12 protein-coding genes and 1 pseudogene are annotated in these 22,487 nt (G+C 36.9%); 3 read left to right on the forward strand and 10 right to left on the reverse strand.

Features of this window, described 5'->3' with window-relative positions:
* The first annotated feature begins 8 nt into the window (after nucleotides 1-8).
* A complete protein-coding gene (gene mrdA, locus AC5YGB_RS06675; protein WP_496137059.1) occupies nucleotides 9-1,859 on the forward strand; it encodes a penicillin-binding protein 2 in 1,851 nt (616 codons plus the stop codon).
* A gap of 8 nt (nucleotides 1,860-1,867) precedes the next feature.
* Here the strand turns inward: mrdA and tgt are convergent, their stop codons facing one another.
* The 3 genes from tgt to recA are packed head-to-tail and all read right to left on the reverse strand — an operon-like array spanning nucleotide 1,868 to nucleotide 4,418.
* Entirely contained in the window at nucleotides 1,868-2,971 is a 1,104-nt protein-coding gene (gene tgt / locus AC5YGB_RS06680; RefSeq protein ID WP_496137060.1) for a tRNA guanosine(34) transglycosylase Tgt, read from the reverse strand.
* Between the two features lie 27 nt (nucleotides 2,972-2,998).
* Nucleotides 2,999-3,424, reverse strand: a complete 426-nt coding sequence (locus tag AC5YGB_RS06685; protein ID WP_496137061.1) for a RecX family transcriptional regulator — start codon at nucleotides 3,422-3,424, stop codon at nucleotides 2,999-3,001.
* Nucleotides 3,399-4,418, reverse strand: coding sequence for a recombinase RecA (gene recA, locus AC5YGB_RS06690; protein ID WP_053819748.1), 1,020 nt, complete (start codon nucleotides 4,416-4,418; stop codon nucleotides 3,399-3,401). The genes AC5YGB_RS06685 and recA overlap by 26 nt, the downstream gene beginning before the upstream one ends.
* A 48-nt stretch (nucleotides 4,419-4,466) precedes the next feature.
* Between recA and ribD the strand changes: the two genes are divergently transcribed.
* Nucleotides 4,467-5,510, forward strand: coding sequence for a bifunctional diaminohydroxyphosphoribosylaminopyrimidine deaminase/5-amino-6-(5-phosphoribosylamino)uracil reductase RibD (gene ribD, locus AC5YGB_RS06695; protein ID WP_496137062.1), 1,044 nt, complete (start codon nucleotides 4,467-4,469; stop codon nucleotides 5,508-5,510).
* Nucleotides 5,507-6,700, forward strand: a complete 1,194-nt coding sequence (gene coaBC, locus AC5YGB_RS06700; protein WP_496137063.1) for a bifunctional phosphopantothenoylcysteine decarboxylase/phosphopantothenate--cysteine ligase CoaBC — start codon at nucleotides 5,507-5,509, stop codon at nucleotides 6,698-6,700. Before ribD ends, coaBC begins: the two co-directional genes overlap by 4 nt.
* A gap of 452 nt (nucleotides 6,701-7,152) precedes the next feature.
* Here the strand turns inward: coaBC and dnaE are convergent.
* The 7 genes and pseudogenes from dnaE to rplA all read right to left on the reverse strand — a co-directional run bounded on the left by dnaE (nucleotide 7,153) and on the right by rplA (nucleotide 22,486).
* Nucleotides 7,153-10,562: pseudogene (dnaE, locus tag AC5YGB_RS06705) on the reverse strand (DNA polymerase III subunit alpha).
* Nucleotides 10,563-10,677: 115 nt separating this feature from the next.
* Complete coding sequence (gene trpE / locus AC5YGB_RS06710; protein ID WP_496137064.1) at nucleotides 10,678-12,132, reverse strand: anthranilate synthase component I; 1,455 nt, start codon at nucleotides 12,130-12,132, stop codon at nucleotides 10,678-10,680.
* Between the two features lie 131 nt (nucleotides 12,133-12,263).
* On the reverse strand, nucleotides 12,264-16,451 hold the full coding sequence (gene rpoC / locus AC5YGB_RS06715) for a DNA-directed RNA polymerase subunit beta' (RefSeq protein ID WP_496137065.1): 4,188 nt from the start codon (nucleotides 16,449-16,451) through the stop codon (nucleotides 12,264-12,266).
* 14 nt (nucleotides 16,452-16,465) lie between these two features.
* The gene (rpoB, locus tag AC5YGB_RS06720) at nucleotides 16,466-20,548 is read right to left on the reverse strand and encodes a DNA-directed RNA polymerase subunit beta (protein WP_496137066.1); all 4,083 of its coding nucleotides are present in this window, start codon (nucleotides 20,546-20,548) and stop codon (nucleotides 16,466-16,468) included.
* Nucleotides 20,549-20,647: 99 nt separating this feature from the next.
* Entirely contained in the window at nucleotides 20,648-21,028 is a 381-nt protein-coding gene (gene rplL / locus AC5YGB_RS06725) for a 50S ribosomal protein L7/L12 (protein ID WP_020026354.1), read from the reverse strand.
* A 24-nt stretch (nucleotides 21,029-21,052) separates the two neighbouring features.
* Nucleotides 21,053-21,574, reverse strand: a complete 522-nt coding sequence (rplJ, locus tag AC5YGB_RS06730) for a 50S ribosomal protein L10 (protein ID WP_053819741.1) — start codon at nucleotides 21,572-21,574, stop codon at nucleotides 21,053-21,055.
* A 216-nt stretch (nucleotides 21,575-21,790) separates the two neighbouring features.
* On the reverse strand, nucleotides 21,791-22,486 hold the full coding sequence (gene rplA, locus AC5YGB_RS06735; protein ID WP_496138023.1) for a 50S ribosomal protein L1: 696 nt from the start codon (nucleotides 22,484-22,486) through the stop codon (nucleotides 21,791-21,793).
* Nucleotide 22,487 lies beyond the last annotated feature (1 nt).

The following is a 22,487-nucleotide window of genomic DNA, read 5'->3' on the forward strand; positions in this document are numbered from 1 at the left end:
TATTTTCTATGGATAAAATTGGGAATTTAAAGCGCGAAAAAAAAGTATTCAGATCTAGAGTTATTTTCTCTGTACTCATTATGCTTTCAATGACTTTAATTTTGACACTGAGGCTCTTTAATCTTCAAATAACAAAGCATGATTTTTATGTTGCAGAAGCACTCGGAAACCAAATGCAAAATCTTCCTATTACGCCTATAAGGGGTGATATATTAGATCGTAATGGAAAGATTTTAGCGACGAATCAATTTGGTTATAGATTGACTATAACACCTGAGAAAGTCACTAATTTAAATGACACTCTTGTTGAGCTAGAAATCAATGATTACATTAATACAATTGATATTGAAAAGTTTAATAAAAACTTAAATCGCTTTAAAAAATTTCATAACATTCCAATCAAATTCAATCTTCCTGAGTCTTTAGCCTCATCATTTCTGGTTAATAATCAAATGCCAGGTGTTGAAATTGAGCCCTACTTTCATCGCGTTTATCCCTATGGCGCCTCTAGCTCTCACCTGATTGGTTACGTTGCTGCTATGAGCAAGGAGGATAAAAGTAAATATGACAAGAAAAATTATGCTGGCACAAGTTTTGTAGGAAAAATTGGCATTGAAAGGCAATATGAAAACTTACTTCATGGGCGGTCAGGCATTAAACAGATTGAAAGAAATGTTGCAGGAAGAGTTGTAGACTCAAAAGTCATTGATCCCTCTATCCCTGGTCAAGATATCTATCTCAATATTGATATTGATTTGCAAATAAAAGCAGAATCCCTTTTAGGCGACACTAGAGGTGTTATGGCGCTTATTGATGTTACAGATGGCTCAGTTATTAGCTTAGTTAGCACTCCCTCTTTTGATCCTAATTGGTTTGTTGATGGAATATCAGTTAAGCAGTATGATGAGCTTAAAAACAATGAAGATCTACCTCTTTTTGATAGGAGCACTAAGGGACTATATCCACCTGGATCAACCATTAAACCAATGGTAGCGCTTGCAGGACTTGAACAAAAAAATATAACCATAAAGCATACAACTTTTTGTCCAGGTTTTTATAAGCTCTCCAATTATTCTAGAAAGTTTAATGATTGGAAGCGAACTGGTCATGGCAGTGTTGACACTATTGAGGCAATTGCTCAATCTTGTGATGTCTTTTTTTATGACTTAGCTTATAAAATGGGAATTGACCAAATTCATGAGAGCCTTTCTCTCTTCCAATTCGGCAAGAAAACAGGTATTGATATTCCAGGTGAGTTAGGGGGCATTCTGCCATCAAGAGACTGGAAAAAATTAAACAAAGATGAGCCCTGGTATAGGGGTGAGACCCTAATCACCGGAATAGGTCAAGGGTTTATGACTGCTAGTCCAATGCAGTTAGCCTTGGCAACAGGTGCAATAGCAAACAAGGGTCAGCTTTATACACCAAGAGTTCTCAGGCATACTCAATCCAAAAATGGAGAGACTTACCTTGAATCACAGGTCCAATCAAAACAGATACCGATTAAAGATATTAGCAACTGGGATTTAATTGAAAAGGCTATGAGACAGACTGTTTATGGCAAACTAGGAACAGCAAAGAGATTAAACAATAAACTAAGCTACACCCTAGCTGGAAAAACAGGAACAGCACAAGTCTTTGGTCTAGACCCTGAGGAAAAATATATTGCCGCTAATATTGATGAAAAGTTAAGAGATCATGCTCTATTTACTGGCTATGCACCAATAGAAAATCCAAAAGTGGCGATAGCAATTATTGTTGAAAATGCTGGCAGTGGAAGCTCAAAAGCTGCGCCATTAGCTAGAGCGCTTCTAGATGAATACTTTATAAAGAATCCTGTTGACTCTGAAAAACTGTAGCAAGCTAGTTAATTTTCTTGAGAGGCTAAGTAACTTTTCCTAAAAGTAGAGAATGTATTTTTTTGAATTGCACTCCTCATGGATTGCATTAATTCTTGATAATAAAAAAGGTTGTGAAGTGTATTAAGGCGGGAGCCCAAAATTTCATTAGTTTTTTGAAGGTGATGAAGATATGACCTAGAGTAATTACTACAAGTCGAACAACCGCAATTTGGATCTAGTGGGCCAGTATCTTTTTTGTATTTTGCATTACGAATTTTTACTACGCCCTCAGAGGTAAAAAGGTAACCATTTCTTGCGTTGCGAGATGGCATGACGCAGTCAAACATGTCCACACCTGATGCTACTCCTTCTACTAGGTCTAGTGGGGTGCCAACCCCCATTAGATATCTAGGTTTATCTTGAGGCATATGATCTGGCAGATAACTCAGAACTTCCATCATTTCTTCCTTGGGCTCTCCAACAGAAAGACCACCTATGGCGTAACCATTAAAGTCCATTTCAATTAAAGACTCTGCAGAATGAATACGAAGCTCTTTATGCATTCCACCTTGGACAATACCAAAAAGAGCATTTTTATTATTTAATCTTTTGTGTTCGGTCAAAGAGCGCTTTGCCCATCTTAAAGAGAGCTGCATAGACTGATCAACAACATTTTTCTCTGCTGGATAAGCAGTACAGTCATCAAATATCATGACAATATCTGAGCCAAGCTTATGCTGAATTTGCATTGACTCTTCTGGCCCCATAAAAATTGATGACCCATCTTTAGGTGATCTAAATGCAACACCCTCTTCAGTTATTTTTCGCATTTTCCCTAAACTAAAAACCTGAAAACCGCCTGAATCAGTTAATATTGGACCTTGCCAATTCATAAAATCATGGAGGTCTCCGTGAGCCTCGATGACCTCTGTTGAAGGGGTAATAGATAAATGAAAAGTATTACCTAATATAATTTCAGCGCCTAGTCCCCTCACCTCATCAACTGTCATCGCCTTAACTGCTCCATAAGTGCCAACGGGCATGAAAGCAGGGGTATTGACTTCACCTCGATCAAAAGTAAGCCTTCCAAGGCGCGCCTTGTCGTTTGTATTTATGAGTTCAAATTTCATTGATAGAACAAGTAAATTATTAGATTTTTAAAATGATTGATTTATTTGGTCGAGGTTAAAACCTCTTGATTGCAGAAATCGCTTTTGTTTTGCCTGCTCTTTAAAGTCTGACGAGACGATATCTCCAAATTTTTTTTTCCTTATCTCTTTAGCAGATTTAAACCAATCAAAATCAGATAGATTAAAACTACTGATGCCCCTTAATTTTAACTCTGAGACAATTCTGACTGGCCCCTTGCCCTGATTAAAGCGCATTAGAATAAAAGCTTCAGCAAAACGTTCATCACTTTGGTAATTTTGTTCAACTAATTGAGTAATAGCACTATCAATGATTTCATCATCATAGCCCTTAAGTTGAAGTTTATTAAATAATTCTAATTTAGAGTGCTCACGCCTCATCAACATTTTTAATGCAGCAGAGTAGCATCTAATCTGATGATTCGGAGTCGTCATGATCGCTACTCATCAATTTTTCACGAATTTTTATTTCAAGCCCTTGACTCATATCTGTGTGTTCTTTGAGGTACTCACGCGCATTGTCTTTACCCTGGCCAATTCTCTCACCATCGACGCTATACCACGCACCTGCTTTCTCAACAAATCCAAGCTCTACTCCTAAATCAATAATCTCACTTTCTCGAGATATTCCTTGATTATATAAAATTTGAAATTCTGCCTTCTTAAAAGGAGGAGCAACTTTATTTTTGAGAACCTTGACTCGGGTTTCATTACCAAGGATTTCGTCACCTTTCTTTATGGCTCCAATTCTTCGAATATCTAACCTCACTGAAGCGTAAAACTTGAGCGCGTTTCCACCAGTAGTGGTCTCAGGATTGCCAAACATGACACCAATTTTCATGCGAAGCTGATTAATAAAGATCACCATCGTGTTAGTTCTTTTAATGTTTGACGTCAGTTTTCTTAATGCCTGTGACATCAACCTTGCTTGTAAACCCATATGAGAGGCTCCCATTTCACCCTCAATTTCAGCCTTAGGCGTCAATGCGGCAACTGAATCAACAACCACAATGTCTACACTACCTGACCTGACAAGCATGTCCGTAATTTCTAGAGCCTGCTCCCCAGTATCAGGCTGAGAAATGAGAAGATCATCAGTATTAACACCCAGTTTCCTCGCATATGAAGGGTCTAAAGCATGCTCTGCATCAATAAATGCTGCTGTTCCACCCAGTTTTTGCATTTCTGCAATAACATGTAATGTCATTGTTGTTTTTCCGGACGACTCTGGACCATAAATCTCTACAACCCGGCCTCTAGGGAGGCCACCGATTCCAAGCGCTATATCAAGGCTTAAACTTCCAGTTGATACAGCCTCAATATCAGTTCTAGCCTCCTCATCACCAAGAAACATAACCGAGCCCTTACCGAACTGTTTTTCGATTTGCCCAAGGGCAACTTTTAGTGCTTGTTTTTTCTGTTCATCCACTCCGCTCTCCCGCGTAAAATGTTAATAAATTTATATGTAATTATTATAATGGCTTTCACTCAACAAGATACAGAATGTATGGCTCTTGCACTCAAACTTTCCAAGCTTGGTCGAGGAAGTGTGGGAGCGAACCCTATGGTTGGTTGTGTCATTACTCGAGATGATAATATTATTGCTCAAGACTATCATCGGCAGCATGGTCAGAGTCATGCGGAAGTTAATGCACTAGATCAAATCAATCATAAGGCTCATGATTGCAACGTTTATGTCACCCTTGAGCCATGCTCTCACCAAGGTAAAACGCCGCCTTGCGTTAAGGCGCTTATAAATGCCAATGTATCTAAAGTATTTGTAGCAACGCTTGATTCTAACCCAGAAGTCTCTGGAAGTGGAGTAAGACTTCTTAGAGAAAGTGGTATTGAAGTAGAAGTGGGTTTACTTGAGAATGCGGCTCTAGAGGTGAATCGAGGTTTCTTCAAAAGAATGAAGACTGGGCTCCCCTTTGTAACTTCAAAAATTGCTATGAGTCTGGATGGGAGAGTAGCTATGAAAAATGGTCAGAGTCAATGGATTACCTCTGACGCTTCCAGGAAAGATGTGCAAAAACTGAGAAGCCAAAATCAAGCTATACTGACAGGCTCAGGAACAATCTTAAATGATAACCCTATGCTGACAGTAAGAAATCCGAAATTAAATTCAAATCCTCTTCGAGTTGTAATAGACAGCAATAATCAAATTACAGATAAGTCTCTCAACATATTTTCGAATGATTCAGAGACTCTCATACTCAATGAAAGTAATACAAAAATATTTGAAAATGGTAAGCTTGATCTTGAAGCTGCACTTGTGACGATTGGATCACTCGGCATAAATAATATTCTGCTAGAAGCTGGAAGCGGCTTAAATGGCGCAATGATGGATGCAGATCTTATAGATGAATTTGTTATCTACACAGCCCCTATAATCCTTGGAAGTGATGCCCAGCCCATGATGCAAATTCCATTAAAGGAAATGTCAGAGAAAATTTCCCTTAAGATCATTGAACTTACTCAAGTTGCAGATGACATCAAAATAAGAGCAGTGCCTCTATGAATACTTTGACCAACAAACGCGTTCTGTTAGGAGTATGTGGCTCAATTGCTGCATACAAATCGCCTGACATTGTTCGTAGGCTTCAAGATTTAGGTGCTGAGGTGAGAGTCATTGTAACAGACGGGGGCAAAGAATTTGTAAGTGAGAGATCCCTTCAAACAATATCAAAAAATAAAGTTTATAGCAACCTATGGGATAAAGAAGCTGAGCTTGCTATGGGTCACATCGAGTTAGCAAAGTGGTCTGATATTGTGATTATAGCTCCGGCCTCAGCTAATACAATCGCAAAACTCTGTCATGGTAGAGCAGATGATTTATTGTCAACTGTTATCTTGGCGACTAGTGCCAAAGTCATGTTAGCACCATCCATGAATCAGCAAATGTTTGCCTCAAAAGCCATGAAAGATAATTTAGGAATTCTACTAGAGCGAGACATTGATATTATTGAACCAGGCTTTGGAGAGCAGGCTTGTGGGGATATTGGTGAGGGAAGATTAGCTGAACCATTAGACATAGCAAAACAAGCAGCAGAGCTTTTTACCTCAAGCTCACTCAGCGGAAAAAAAGTATTAATCACTTTAGGCGGCACAATTGAGGCAATTGATCCTGTCAGATTTATATCAAATCATAGTAGTGGAAAAATGGGAATGGCACTTGCTCATGAATGCATTCAGGCAGGTGCAAAGACAACTCTAATTATTGGCTCAATCTCTATAGATATTGAAAAAAGGGCTGAAGTCATTCGTATTGTTAGTGCTGAGGATATGTACAAGGCTGTAATGCAAAGAATTGAGTCTCAAGATTTGTTTATAAGCTGTGCTGCAGTTGCAGATTTTAGATCAAAACATATTAGCGACAACAAGCTTAAGAAGAATAAAAGCTCATTGACTATCGAACTTATCAAAAATAAAGATATTCTAGCCAGTGTATGCCAAATCAACAAAAAACCAATTTGTATTGGATTTGCAGCTGAAACTGAAAATTTTATAGATAATGCAAGAGCAAAACTTGCAAGCAAGCAATGTGAAGCTATCATACTAAATGACGTTTCTCAGAGTGAAATTGGTCTTAATTCAGATGAAAATGAAGTTCACTTCATTACTAAAGAAAATTGTGAAAAAATAGAAAAAAATAGTAAGCATATTATTGCAAAGAAAGTAATTCAAAAAATCACAAATTATTATTTCTAATCTTCAGAAATGCTTATAAATCAAGGCTTAATAGACTTACCCACAAAACTGTGGATAACTCTGGTGATATCTTAATTTTAAGCGACAAATTAAGCGCTACACTGGTAATTTCTACGGTTTTGGTTAATAAATAATCATATCTAATTTTTATATATAAATCAATAAGTTATATTTTTTTTAAATATCAATCTAATTCAACTTTATTTATAAAGTCTGAAAATTAATGAGTCGCGGATAACTTTTGAAGTTTAGCCCTTTAATATGGGGGCTTAGAGGGTATTACAATCCAATCTTATTAAAAATTCTAAGTAACCAATATTTTATTTTTTGACTGAATTTTGCCCTCAATATCGCAGTATTTAATTGGTATTAAATTGAGTAATAATTCGATTAATTTTTAGGCTTTAAGAGCCATCTTATGAGTTTAAAACTATTATGTCTGCTAGTTCCTTTTAATAGTTAATCTTGTATTTCCCATGCCCTAATTTTTCTTCAATTGAATCTAGTAGTTCTCGATCCAGTGACACATCAAACTCCTCTGATAATGGAATTCTTCCTGAAGATTGTTCTGATTCATACTCTATAATCACTGGGCAAGATCCATGATATTCTTTTAGCAAACTGCATAACTCTAGATAGTCATTTTTATTTTTTTGACTCAGGTGAATTTTTAAATATTTTGCAAACTTTAATTGGACTTTATCTACTGAATCTATTCTATCTACAACAACTTGCCACTGCTCTCTAAAATCTTTATTAATTTTTCCAGAAATAACAACTACCTCATCTAAAACTAATTGCTCACTAGTCTGCGCTAATTTTTGAGAAAAAATGGCTGCATTTATCTTCCTTTCTGCATCTTCAATAGTAATGCTAGCCATCTGTCCTTTTCTTGTATTTCTGTAAACAATGTCAGATATAAGAGATAGTATTCTTACATCTCGATTATTTCTAAATGCAATGTCTTTTGGTAACATGCAAACAATTGACTTTAAGTCTGCTTTATACCAGTCAGTAGGATGACGATCTAAATAATAACCCATGACTTTTTTTCATGCACCATAATATTTTTAAAAGATAAAAAATCACCTTTTATGTATTTCTTTTCATACTCAATATGACTATCAACATCAGAAAAAAGACCACTTTGGCCTTTTGATAGATCACTTTGTCTTTGCTCTGCTTGTCTGACTGCACTTGGATAAGTTGATATTAAAGTAGCTCTTTTAATACCAAATATATCAAAAGCTCCAGCATAAATAAGCGCTTCAATAGCCCTGCGGTTTAAATATTTTTTCTCTATTCGAAAGCAAAAATCAAAAATATCTAAATAGTCACCATTTTGTTCTCTTTCAAAAACAATTTCATTTACAAGGGCCTCACCAACCCCTTTGATTGCTCCAAGGCCATATACAATTGTTTTATTATCATTAATGCTAAATTCATACTCTGACTGATTAATATCTGGAGAAATAATTTTAACTCCTTTTTTCTTTGACTCTCCAACTGTAAAAGCGACTCGATCAGTATCATCCATAACGCCAGACAAAACAGCTGCCATAAATGGCGCTGGAAAGTGAGCCTTTAGCCAAGCCGTCTGATATGAAATATAGGCGTAGGCTACCGAATGAGATTTATTGAACCCATAACCAGAGAACTTGTCAATAAGATCAAATATTTCATTTGCCTTTTTCTCATCAATATTTTTCTTAGATGCACCGTTTACAAATACTTCACGCTGCTGAGCCATCTCCTCAACCTTCTTTTTACCCATTGCACGTCGTAAGATATCTGCACCACCCAAAGAGTATCCAGCCATAATTTGAGCAGATTTCATAACCTGTTCTTGATACAAAAATACACCATTAGTTGGCTTTAGAATTTCTTCAAGCATTTGATGTGGGTATCTCACCTTTGCGCCATGCTTAACTTGAATATAATCATCAACCATACCCGCATCAAGAGGACCAGGTCTGTATAACGCTAACATTGCTACAATATCCTCAAAACAGTCAGCCTTAAGTTTTTTTAAATAACCCCGCATTCCTTCAGACTCAAGCTGAAAGACACCTGTTGTATCACAATCTTGAAGAAGCTTAAATACTTTAGGATCATCCAGTTTCAGTTTATCAATATCAATTAATTCTTTACTTAGGCCTTTATTGGCAATGATCTTTATAGCCTTATCCATAACAGTTAAATTTGATAGGCCTAGAAAGTCAAACTTAACTAATCCTACAGCCTCAACATCATCTTTATCAAATTGTGAGACTACAACATCTGACTCATCAGAGCCTTTATAGATTGGACAGAAGTCACTAATCTTACTTGGCGCAATAACTACGCCCCCAGCATGAGTCCCAACATTTCTAATGATTCCTTCAAGATCTTGTGATAAGTCTATCAGTGTTGAAACACTCTCTTCTGAATCATATCTAGCTTTTAGCTCAACAGAATCCTCGAGAGCTTTATCCAAAGTCATTTTTAACTCATTTGGAATCATCTTTGATATTTGATCACTAAATCCATAAGGATGGCCTAAGACCCTTCCAACATCCCTAACAACTCCTTTTGCAGCCATAGTTCCATATGTAATTATTTGAGAAACTTTTTCAGATCCATATTTTTCAGCAACATACGCAATAACTTCATCACGCCTGTCTGTACAAAAATCAATATCAAAATCTGGCATAGAAATCCGCTCAGGATTTAAAAAACGCTCAAATAAAAGATCATGCTCAATTGGATCAACATTTGTAATAGAGAGAGCCCATGCAACAAGAGATCCAGCTCCAGAGCCTCGCCCTGGGCCAACAGGAATGCCATTTTCTTTTGCCCATCTGATGAAATCTGAAACAATTAAAAAATAACCTGGAAAGTCCATTTCTAATATTACAGAAAGTTCAAAATTTAATCTTTCAATATAAATTTCTTTTTCTACTTTAAGTCCCTTAAGTCTAACTTCAAGACCTTTTTTTGATTCTTGACTAAAAAAATCAGCAATTGACATACCCTCTGGTGTTGGAAAAAGTGGAAGATAGTTCTTTTCAAAAAGTTCAAAATGAAGATTACAACGCTTTGCTATTTCAGAACTATTTTCTATAACTTGAGGGTAATCCTCAAACAACAACATCATTTCTTCCGAAGTTTTCAAATATTGGTGACTACTAAAGTTTTTAGATCTTCTTGCATCGTCTAATAATTCACCTTCCGCAATACAAATCCTAGCCTCGTGAGCTTCAAAGTCGTTCTTATCTATAAACTGGACATCGTTAGTCGCTACAATCGGAACCTCAACTTCTAGACCTAGATCAATAATTAGATTAAGTAAGTTTTCATCCGAGGGTCTTTCAGTTCTCTGAACTGACATATAGTAGCGATCCTTAAAAATAGACCTCCACTTCAAAGCTGTTTTTTTTGCAATCTCAAAATTATTAGATAACAGGTGTTTTGAAATATCTGAAGAAGCAGGAGAAGAAATCATTAACAAGCCTTTCTGATGAGTTATCAGTTGCTCTTCTGTAATACTTACGATAGAAATGCCTTGTTCATTCAAATAGGCTTTTGAAATAAGCTCAGAAAGGTTCAAGTATCCTTCATGATTCTGACAAAGCAAAAGAACATCATAATGACCCTCTTCATAAGACAATGAAATCTTTGCTCCAATGATTGGCTTTATTCCAGCATTGATAGCTTTTTGATAAAATTTAATTGCTGAAAAAAGACTCATATCATCTGTAAGTGCGACACTTTTCATGCCTAAAACTTTCACACTATCAATCAGATTTGATATGCGAACTAAACTATTCTTTACAGAATATTCGCTTTGGCATTGAAGATGAACAAAATCCACAGAATTCATTTGAAAAAAAATATGGTGATTAGACTGATATTTTACAAACAATTTTATATTTTGCCTTTGGCTTTTTATAAAATTATTTAAATTAGACGATATGGGAAAAAATACACAAGTAGACCTATATATTTTGTGCAGCCTTTATTAGGGCTTGAGCCTTATCCATTGTTTCTTGCCACTCCATATCGGGTATTGAGTCATAAACAATTCCTGCACCAGCTTGGACATAAAGAACCTCATCCTTAATTACAGCTGTTCTAATGGCAATTGCAAGATCCATACCACCATGCCAAGAAAGATTTCCTATAGCACCAGAATAGATATTTCTTTTTAACGTCTCTACTTCATCAATTATTTCCATGGCTCTAACCTTTGGAGCACCGCTTAGAGTACCTGCTGGAAAAGTAGCCTTTAAGACATCAATTGAACTCATATCTTCTTTTAACTCGCACTCAACATTTGAAACTATATGCATGACGTGAGAATAGCGCTCAATGAACATTTTATCCGTCAAGTTCACACTCCCAGTTTTGGCAATCCGCCCTAAATCATTCCTGCCTAAATCAATCAGCATTAAGTGCTCAGCAATTTCTTTTGCGTCTGTCAGGAGATCTTTTTCATTTTCAAGATCTTCTTGAACACTCTTACCTCTTGAACGAGTTCCAGCTATCGGCCTAATTGTTGCAACATTATTATTATCAACTCGCGTTAAAATTTCAGGAGATGATCCAACTATAGCAAAACCATCTAGATTTAGAAAGTACATATATGGAGAAGGATTAAGTATTCTAAGTTGACGATATAGCTCTATAGGATTTGACTTAAATGAACAGCTTAATCTTTGAGATGGAACAACCTGCATAACATCTCCTGCAGTTATATATTTCTGAACTTTTTCAACTGCATTAACAAAGTTCTCTTTACCAAAACTTGAAACAAAATCCTCAGACTCAATATTTTCAGTGGGTGTTGATTCGAAATTAAATAATTCTCTAATATTTTTTTCAATTATATTTAGTTTTGAAAGCCCAGTCTCAAAAGAATCTTTATCAGGATTAACATGAGTAATGATATGAACCTTACTGGTTAGATTATCAACAACCAACAAATCATTTGAAACCATCAACAAAATATCTGGAACATTAAGCTCATCTTTCTTTTTTATGTTTTTGAGTTTTGGCTCAATAAATTTAATAATTTCATAACCAAAATATCCAACAAGCCCCCCATTGAAATCTGGCAGCTCATCTAATTGTGGAACCTTAAATTTACTTTGATAATCTTCAATCCATGTAAGAGGGTCTTCTACTTTATATTGCTTGTGCAACTTCCCTTTTTTTTCGATTGAAACATCGTAATCATTCACCTTAATAACTGTCTCTGCTGCCAGCCCAACAAATGAGTAACGACCCCATTTTTCACCTCCCTGTACTGATTCTAAAAAATAGCTATAGGGATTATTTGCTAATTTAAGATACAAAGCGAGAGGCGTATCAGTATCTACTAAAACCTCTCTTGAGAGAGGAATGTGATTAAAGCCTTTCTGAATAAGACTATTGAATTGAGATTTTTCCATAAATGTATTTTATCATTACCAAGTTTATGAAAACTTTAGAATACGCCCCTGAAAATAATCTTAAGAAAAGGGAATAAAAAAAGGGGATTTCATTTTTTAAATGAAACCCCCTTTTTTCGCTTTAAGCTAAATTATTCTTTAGCTTCTGCTTCGACTTCACTTAGCTGTTCTGACAGCTCTTGCTCCGCTTCACTAGTTTGCATAAAAGAATCAGCTACACGCTTTTTTCTCTTCTCTTGATGATGCTTAAAACCTGTACCAGCAGGAATAAGCCTACCTACAATTACATTCTCTTTAAGGCCTCTAAGGTCATCAACTCTTCCTGTAATCGAAGCCTCAGTAAGAACTCTTGTTGTTTCTTGGAATGAAGCAGCAGAGATAAACGACTCAGTAGATAATGAAGCTTTTGTAATTCCCATTAATAATCTCTGGAAAACAATTTCCTTCTTATTCTGCGCCTTTAATTGCTTATTTCTCTCAACAACATGAGCATGTTCAGCAGTTTCACCATTGACATAGTTTGAATCACCATTATCAATAATTTCAACTTTTCTAAGCATTTGCTTAACTACAACTTCAATATGCTTGTCTGAAATCTTAACTCCCTGAAGTCGATAAACATTTTGAACTTCTTTTACAATATAGTTAGCCAAAGCCTCAACCCCCAGCAATCTTAGAATATCATGAGGATTTGAAGGGCCATCAGAAATCACATCACCTTTCTCAACTGTTTCACCATCAAATACATTGATTACTCTCCAGTGATGAATCATCATTTCAGTAACATCACCCTCTTCATTGGTAATCAGCATACGTACTTTAGATTTAGTTGGGCTGCCGAAACTAACAACTCCAGCATTCTCAGCAAGAATAGCATGATCTTTTGCTTTTCTTGCCTCAAATAAATCTGCAACACGTGGCAAACCTCCTGTAATATCACTCGTTTTTGAAACAGCTTTGGGAATCTTTGCAAGTATTTCACCTGCAGCAATAAGTTGTCCATCTTCAAGATTAATTTTTACACCTGAAGGCAAGTAGTGAGTAGATAGAATAGATTTTTTATCTTTTTTATCAACCAGCTTAATCATTGGCTTCATGTCTTTAGCTGCTGAAGTCCTCTCTGCCTCTTCAATCATCTCAAAGAAGCTGAGTCCTGTTAATGGATCAGAGTTCTTGACAACAGTTTTACCCTCAACAAAGTCAATAAAAGAAACTCTTCCAGAGTTTTCAGCAATGATTGGATGAGTATGAGGGTCCCAGTCAGCAATCTTATCTTTTGCCTTAACTTTACCACCATCTTTAAAATGAACTACGGCGCCATAAGGAAGTTTATATCTTTCCATTACTTGTCCTAAATCATTTCTTATAGAGGCTTCTGAAGATCTTGAAATAACAACTAAATCTCCATTTGCATTAGTAATTGATTTCATATTTTCATAGTGCACTATACCATCTGTATTAATATTAATACTATTGACAGCAGTAGATGAACTAGCAGCACCACCAATGTGGAAAGTACGCATTGTAAGCTGTGTCCCTGGCTCACCAATCGATTGAGCAGCAATCACACCAACTGCTTCACCAACACCAATCTTATGCCCTCTTGCCATATCATTACCATAACAAGACGCACATACTCCATATGAAGTTTCGCAAGTGATGGCTGACCTTACTTTAATAAATTCAATTCCTAACTCATTGATATGGTCAGAATCAGATAAGGTTATCAAATGGTCTTTTTCTAAAAATACTTTCTTACTATTTGGCATTAAAACATCTTCAGAAACAATTCTTCCAAGAACAGCAGTACCCAATGTTTGAACCACATTACCGCCGTCAATGACAGCCTTCATAACTAGTCCATTTTCAGTACTACAGTCTTCTTCAGTGACCACCAAATCTTGTCCAACATCCACTAAGCGTCTGGTCAAATAGCCGGAGTTAGCTGTTTTTAAAGCCGTATCTGCTAGACCCTTTCGGGCTCCATGTGTTGAAATAAAGTACTGCATGTTATTAAGGCCTTCACGGAAATTACTTGTAATTGGAGTCTCAATAATTGAACCATCTGGTTTAGCCATTAGACCACGCATTCCAGCTAACTGCCTTATTTGTGCAGGAGAACCTCGGGCACCAGAGTCTGCCATCATATAAATCGAATTGAAAGATGGCTTCTTCTCAGTCTTTCCTTCTGAATCTGTTATATCTTCATAGCCAACTTTCTCCATCATTGCTTTTGCAACTTCCTCAGAGGTTCTTGACCAAATATCAATAACTTTATTATAGCGCTCACCATTTGTTACAACTCCAGATGCAAATTGTTGCTGAACATCTTTGATTTGATTGTTCGCTTTGTCAATCATTTCAGATTTTTCACTTGGAATAATCATATCATTCGAGCAAAATGAAATACCAGATTTAGTTGAATACTCAAAACCCATATACATCATTTGATCTGCAAAGATAACTGTTTCTTTAAGTTCTTGAGTTCTATAACAAACATGAATTAAGTTTGAGACTACCTTTTTTGTCAAAGCTTCATTGATTAAGTCAAATGACAAACCTCTGGGTAGAATTCTTGAGAAAATCGCTCTTCCAATTGTCGTATCAACTATTCGAGTCGTGCTAGGAACAAAACCAGAATCTGTCTTTTCATAATCCTGAACCCTTAGCTTAATCATAGCATGAAGACTGACTAGTTTAGAATCGTAAGCTGCAAGAGCTTCATTGGTATTTGCAAAAACCATACCTTCGCCCTTTTGATTAACCATCTCTCGAGTCATATAATAAAGACCAAGGATAACATCCTGTGAAGGAATAATAATTGGATCACCACTTGCAAGGTGAAGTATATTATTAGAGGCCAACATAAGTGTTCTTGCTTCTAACTGAGCTTCTTCTGAAAGTGGGACATGAACAGCCATTTGGTCACCATCAAAGTCAGCATTAAAAGCTGTACAAACAAGTGGATGAAGCTGAATAGCCTTACCTTCAATTAGTAAAGGTTCAAATGCCTGGATTCCAAGTCTATGTAGTGTTGGAGCACGATTTAAAAGAACTGGATGCTGGTGAACAACACGCTCAAGAATATCCCAAACCTCAGGGATTTCGCTTTCAACCATTTTTTTAGCAGCCTTAATTGTTGAAGCAAGTCCATTGGCCTGAAGGCGGTTGTAGATGAATGGTTTAAATAGCTCTAATGCCATCTTCTTTGGAAGACCACATTGGTGGAGTTTTAGGTATGGACCACAAACAATAACGGAGCGTCCAGAATAATCAACCCTCTTTCCAAGCAAATTTTGACGGAATCGTCCTTGCTTTCCTTTAATCATATCTGCAATCGACTTGAGAGGACGCCTGTTGTTACCCATGACAGCACGACCACGTCGACCGTTATCAATTAATGAATCGACAGCTTCTTGGAGCATACGCTTCTCATTTCTGACGATTATTTCAGGTGCATCTAACTCTAAAAGTCTACCAAGACGATTGTTTCTGTTAATTACTCGACGATAAAGATCGTTCAAGTCAGATGTTGCAAATCGACCACCGTCCAGTGGAACAAGAGGTCTTAAATCAGGTGGTAAAATTGGTAGCACATTCAGCACCATCCACTCAGGTTTATTTCCTGATTTGATTAATGAATCAACAAGCTTAAGTCTTTTATTAATTTTCTTAAGCTTAGTTTGAGATTTCGTACTAAGTGCATCTTCACGTAAATTAGCCGCTTCCTTTTCAAGCTGCATTTCAGAAAGAACATCTTGCATAGCTTCAGCGCCCATCTTAGCAACGAACTCATCATCACCATACTGATCAAGTGCGTCAAAATACATCTCTTCAGTAAGAAGTTGCTTCTTAATTAGTGGAGTGCTTCCAGGATCAGTTACCAAAAAAGCTTCAAAATACAAAACTCTTTCAATATCCTTAAGTGTCATATCCATAAGAAGACCTAGTCTTGAAGGTAGAGACTTTAAGTACCATATATGAGCTACTGGAGCAGCAAGCTCTATATGCCCCATTCTCTCTCTTCTTACTTTAGAAAGCGTAACTTCAACACCACATTTTTCGCAAACGACATTTCTAAACTTCATACGCTTGTATTTACCACACAAGCACTCAAAGTCTTTCATTGGACCAAAAATCTTAGCACAAAATAAACCTTCTCTTTCTGGCTTAAAGGTTCTATAGTTGATTGTTTCTGGCTTTTTAACTTCGCCAAAAGACCAAGAGCGAATCTTTTCAGGAGAAGCTAAACCAACTCTAATTGCATCAAAATCTTGTTCTTTATTTTGCTGTTTTAAAATTTGTAATAAATCTTTCAAAGGATTCTCCTAATTTAATTTTGTTCAAGTTCAGTATCAATACCTAGAGATCGAATTTCTTTTACTAGAACATTAAAAGACTCAGGCATGACTGACTCTGTACGATTTTCACCATCAACGATATTCTTATACATCTTAGCTCTTCCAGTAACATCATCAGATTTGACTGTTAGCATTTCTCTTAGAGTATAAGCAGCACCATATGCTTCAAGAGCCCATACTTCCATCTCACCAAATCTTTGGCCACCAAATTGAGCTTTTCCACTCAGTGGCTGCTGAGTGACTAACGAGTATGGTCCAGTCGAACGAGCATGCATCTTATCATCTACTAAATGATTTAACTTTAACATGTGCATATAACCAACTGTCACATCACGATCAAATGCATCACCTGTTCTACCATCAAATAATTGAATTTGTCCACTCTCAGGTAAGTCAGCCATCTTAAGTAATGATTTAATATCTTCTTCTTTGATTCCATCAAAAACAGGAGTTGCCATTGGAACACCCATTCTCAAATTATTAGCTAATTCTAATATTTCATCGTCACTAAACGACTTTAAATCTTCAGCCTTTCCATAACTATTGTAAATGGAGTCAAGCATTGAGCGGATTTGCTTAATGGTATCTTTGCGATGCTCATCCAAAAGATTTCCAATCTTATATCCAAGCCCTTTTGCAGCCCATCCTAAGTGGACCTCTAAAACTTGTCCAACATTCATACGAGATGGAACACCAAGTGGATTTAACACAACATCAACAGGGGTGCCGTCAGCTAAATGAGGCATATCTTCAACTGGAGAAACCCTAGAGATTACGCCTTTATTTCCATGACGGCCAGCCATCTTGTCACCAACTTGAAGAGTTTTACGAGTTGCCACGTAAACTTTAACCATCTTCTGGACACCAGGTGGTAATTCAGCACCCTCTTTAATTTTCGCACTTTCTTGCTCAAAAAATACTTCAAACTCTTCTTGTTTAGCTTTAGATTGTTTTACCAATGCAGCTACTTCTTTATTCACAGCAGCATCTTTTACTTTTATTTTTGCAATCTCACTGTTCTCTAAAGACTTCAAGTCTTTTGCGGTAATCTTATCGCCACTCTTAATAGTACCAAGGTTACTAGTCGAAACATTGCCAGATAGTTTTAAACGGATTCTGCGGAAAATATCTCCATCAATAATCCCAAACTCATCATCAATATCTTTTTTAATATTCTCTAATCGCTCTTCATCAATTACTAACGCACGAGAATCTTTAGCAACCCGATCTTTAGTAAAAATTTGAACGTCGATGACAACACCAGACTTAGAGGCGCCCATTCTCAATGAAGTATCTTTTACATTATTGGCCTTTTCTCCAAAGATAGCGCGTAATAATTTTTCCTCTGGTGACAAGACAGTCTCACTTTTTGGTGTAACCTTACCAACTAATATGTCACCACCTTTTACTCTTGCTCCGACATATACGATACCCACATCATCAAGCTTAGAAAGTGCAGATTCACTAACATTTGGAATATCTGCAGTAACTTCTTCACTACCAAGTTTTGTATCCCTTGCGTAAGCTGTCAGCTCTTCGATATGAATTGAAGTATAACGATCTTCCTGAACAACCTTCTCAGAAATTAGAATGGAGTCTTCAAAGTTGTAACCATTCCAAGGCATAAATGCAATCATCATGTTTTGGCCTAATGCAAGCTCTCCTAGATCTGTAGAAGGTCCATCTGCCAAAACATCTCCAGCAGCCACCTTGTCACCTGGCTGAACGAGTGGTTTCTGGTTAATACAAGTATTCTGGTTTGAGCGGGAATATTTAATTAAGCTATAAATATCAACACCGAGCTCACCAGCTTTAGTTTGTTTAGAATCAACTCGAATTACGATTCTAGAGGCATCTACTGTTTCTACAACTCCATCATGATCGGCAACAACACAAACTCTAGAGTCAGTTGCAACAACGCGTTCAATTCCTGTTCCAACTAATGGCTTTTCAGCACGAAGCACAGGGACAGCTTGACGCTGCATATTGGAACCCATGAGTGCACGGTTCGCATCATCATGCTCAAGGAAAGGAATTAACGAAGCAGCAACAGATGAAATTTGTTTAGAGTCAATGTCTATAAGGGTCACTTCAGACTTGTCTACTAATACAAATTCATTTTTATGTCTTCCAGAGACTAAATCATCTTGAAGCTTTCCTTTTGAATCTACTTTAGAATTAGCCTGAGCAATCGTATGTTCAATCTCATCAATAGCGGAAACGTAGACTATTTCTTTCGTGACTTGACCATTCTTAACAACTTGATAAGGAGTTTCTAAAAAACCATATGAATTTGTTTTGGCATAGACTGCTAAGGTATTAATTAGTCCAATATTTGGACCCTCAGGAGTTTCAATTGGGCACAATCTTCCATAATGAGATGGGTGAACATCTCTCACTTCAAAGCCTGCGCGCTCCCTTGTTAGACCTCCAGGTCCAAGTGCAGAGATACGGCGCTTATGAGTAACACCTGATAGTGGATTAACCTGATCCATAAATTGGGAAAGTTGTGAAGAGCCAAAAAACTCTCTGACTGCAGCAGAGACTGGCTTAGAGTTAATCAGGTCTTGAGGGGTTAATTCATCAGTTTCAGCAAGATTTAATCCCTCTTTAACTGCTTTTTCAACACGGATTAGACCGATTCTAAACTGATTTTCAATCATTTCACCAATGGCCCTTACACGTCTATTAGCCAATGTGTCGACGTCATCTACAACATCATGCCCATTTTTAATGTCAATGAGTTTTTTGATTACATTAATAATGTCATCATGCGTTAGAACGTGCTCACCGGTTTCACTTTCGATTCCTAGGCGTCTATTTAATTTCATACGACCAACTTTCGAGAGGTCATATCGATCATTATTAAAGAATAAATTTGAAAAAAGCGCATTGACTGCATCTTCTGTCGCAGGCTCACCAGGTCTCATTACATGGTAAATAGACATGCGCGCTTCAATCTCTGTCTGAAGTTCATCAAGACGCAATGTATCTGAAATATAAATACCATTTTCAGCATCATTAATATAAATAATGTTAATTTTCTTAATTTTAGTTGTAGCTAAAACCTCAATTGATTCCTCTGATATTAGGGTGTTGGCAGCCAGCAAGATCTCACCGGTATCAGTATCAACTATATCTGAAGAGATAACTTTCCCAATCAGGTACTCTAATGGTGCATTAATTGAGTCAATTTTTGCAGTTTGTAACATCTTAACATGCTTAGCAGTAATTCTTCGGCCTTGCTCAACTAAAACATCCTTGCCAATTTTGATGTCAAATTCAGCAATAATTCCTCTTAAAAGCTCAGGCTTGATAACTAAATCACATGATTTAGATTTCATCTTTACAGTAATATGATCAAAAAATGTATCAATAATTTCATTAGTTGACTGGCCCATAGCACGAAGCAGAGTCGTAACCGGTAGCTTTCTTCTTCTGTCTATTCGAACAAATAAATGTTCGTGATGATCAAATTCAAAATCTAACCATGAACCACGATATGGAATCACACGTGAAGAAAATAATATTTTTCCTGAAGAATGTGTCTTTCCCTTATCATGCTCAAAAATAACGCCTGGTGAACGATGTAGTTGTGACACAACTACACGCTCTGTACCATTAATAACAAAAGTACCTGTATCAGTCATTAGCGGAAGTTGGCCAAGATAGACACTTTCCTCAATAACCTGCTTGACGCGACGCTTTTTCTTTAAATTGGATCCATTCTTATCAAATAGAACTAGATTGAGTTTTACCTGCAGTGTTGCAGCATAAGTCACACCTCTAAGTTTACATTCTTTAACATTATATTTTGGTTCTTGAAGTTCATAATCCAAGTACTCAATTTCTGCATATCCATTCAGGGCTGTTATTGGAAATACAGATTGAAAAACTGAGTGAAGGCCAATGTTTTCTTTTTCGACCGCTCCTTCTTGAATAAAGGAATTAAATGAATTAATTTGAATAGACAATAAATCTGGCTCTTTAAGAATCGATTCTCTAGTTCCAAAATTATTTCTGATACGTTTTTTTTCTGTAAATGAATATGTCATGAATGCCCCGTATTAATCACCAAATTGTTTTCAAAATTACTTTTGAATAAAAACACCAAAATCCCCTTTTGGGGATTTTGGTTTTTTGCATTGAACAAATTACTTAAGTTCTACGCTAGCGCCAGCTTCTTCAAGCTGCTTTTGGATATCATCAGCTTCCGCTTTTGATACACCTTCTTTAACCGCTGCTGGAGCGCTTTCAACAAGATCCTTTGCTTCTTTAAGACCAAGTGCTGTAATTCCACGTACGGCTTTGATGACAGCAACTTTCTTGTCTCCAAAGCTTGTTAGCATTACATCAAATTCAGTCTTTTCTTCAGCTGCTGCACCAGCTTCTGCTGGGGCCGCTGCTGGTGCTGCTGCAACTGCTGCTGCAGAAACGCCAAATTTTTCTTCCATTGCTGAAACCAACTCAACAACGTCCATTACAGACATATCTGCAATTGCGCCTAAAATATCTTCGTTACTTAATTTCGCCATGATATTTACTCCTCTATATAATTATTATTGTTTTTGATCACGCACTGCCGCCACAACGCGAGTTAACTTTGTTGGAACTTCATTTAAAGTTCTAACTAGTTTCTCTGTTGGTGCAAGCATTAACGCCATCAACATACTGATTGCTTGATCTTTAGTTGGAAGACTCGCGATTCGCTTGAGTTGATCTGCATCAACAAACTCTCCGGATACTCCCAAACCTTTAACGACTAAGTCTTTATTCTCTTTAATAAAGTCACGAAAAACGCGCGCAACAGCGCCCGGATCTTCTTGGGAAAAACCCAAAATAACCGGTCCACTTAAGACAGGCAAAATACATTCACATCCTGTCTCTGCTAACGCTCTCTTTGCTAGTGTATTTTTAACTACACGCAAAGAAACATCTGCTTCAATAGCAGCGCTTCGTAAGTTAGTCATTTGTTCAACATTCAATCCGCGATACTCAGCAGCACCAACAGATACAGCGCCTATAGCGACTGCATTGACCTGTTCGACAACTGCTTTTTTTGCTTCAAAATTAAGAGCCATAGTCTCTCCTGAACAATTAAAAAAAGAAAGCTATAAAATTACAACTTTCGCTACAAGGTATTTCCATACCCTCTACATAGGCAAATTGAAGGATCAATTTATTAAGTAATTAACTGCTAGCAGCTCATCACACCTATGGTCTTTGAGGCTAAACAAGTAACCTTGTCGCCCAAAGAATTCATCACTGATAAATTAATTATCAGTAGTTAAATCTATTTAAATATCTAAGCTTGCTCCATCAACACTCAAGCCTGGGCCCATTGTTGAAGAAACACTAATTTTTTTAAAGTACACGCCTTTTGCTGAGCTTGGTTTTGCTTTCTTAATAGCGTCTATTAAAGCAGTTACATTCTCTTCAAGTGCTTTAACATTAAAAGAAGCTTTACCAATACCTGCGTGAACAATACCGGACTTATCTGCACGATAGCGGACCTGTCCAGCTTTTGCATTTTTTACGGCTGTGGCAACATCAGGAGTAACAGTTCCTACTTTAGGGTTAGGCATCAAACCTCGAGGCCCTAGAACTTGTCCCAATCTTCCAACAACACCCATTGCATCTGGAGAGGCTATAACAACGTCATAGTTTAAATCTCCATCTTGCATAGTTTTCATTAGATCGTCCATACCCACAATGTCTGCACCTGCATCAGTAGCCTTTTGAACATTATCACCTTGAGTAAATACTGCAACACGGACAACCTTACCAGTTCCATTCGGAAGAACAACAGCTCCCCGAACAGTTTGATCAGATTTTTTAGTGTCAATTCCCAAATTGATACTTACGTCAACTGACTCATCAAATTTTGCAGTTGCACATTCTTTCACTAGCGCTATAGCATCAGAAATTTTATACTTTTCACCCTCTTTAATTTTTGATATATTCACTTTTTGATTTTTTGTTAGACTAGCCATC

Source organism: Candidatus Pseudothioglobus sp. uisw_142, from assembly GCF_059512465.1.

What these genes read in the sequence shown, in the direction of transcription:
- tgt (WP_496137060.1), bottom strand. Translation starts at nt 2,971, where the DNA reads ATGAAATTTGAACTCATAAATACAAACGACAAGGCGCGCCTTGGAAGG.
- ribD (WP_496137062.1), top strand. Translation starts at nt 4,467, where the DNA reads ATGGCTTTCACTCAACAAGATACAGAATGTATGGCTCTTGCACTCAAA.
- rplL (WP_020026354.1), bottom strand. Translation starts at nt 21,028, where the DNA reads ATGGCGAAATTAAGTAACGAAGATATTTTAGGCGCAATTGCAGATATG.
- rplA (WP_496138023.1), bottom strand. Translation starts at nt 22,486, where the DNA reads ATGGCTAGTCTAACAAAAAATCAAAAAGTGAATATATCAAAAATTAAA.
- AC5YGB_RS06685 (WP_496137061.1), bottom strand. Translation starts at nt 3,424, where the DNA reads ATGACGACTCCGAATCATCAGATTAGATGCTACTCTGCTGCATTAAAA.
- coaBC (WP_496137063.1), top strand. Translation starts at nt 5,507, where the DNA reads ATGAATACTTTGACCAACAAACGCGTTCTGTTAGGAGTATGTGGCTCA.
- trpE (WP_496137064.1), bottom strand. Translation starts at nt 12,132, where the DNA reads ATGGAAAAATCTCAATTCAATAGTCTTATTCAGAAAGGCTTTAATCAC.
- rpoB (WP_496137066.1), bottom strand. Translation starts at nt 20,548, where the DNA reads ATGACATATTCATTTACAGAAAAAAAACGTATCAGAAATAATTTTGGA.
- mrdA (WP_496137059.1), top strand. Translation starts at nt 9, where the DNA reads ATGGATAAAATTGGGAATTTAAAGCGCGAAAAAAAAGTATTCAGATCT.
- rplJ (WP_053819741.1), bottom strand. Translation starts at nt 21,574, where the DNA reads ATGGCTCTTAATTTTGAAGCAAAAAAAGCAGTTGTCGAACAGGTCAAT.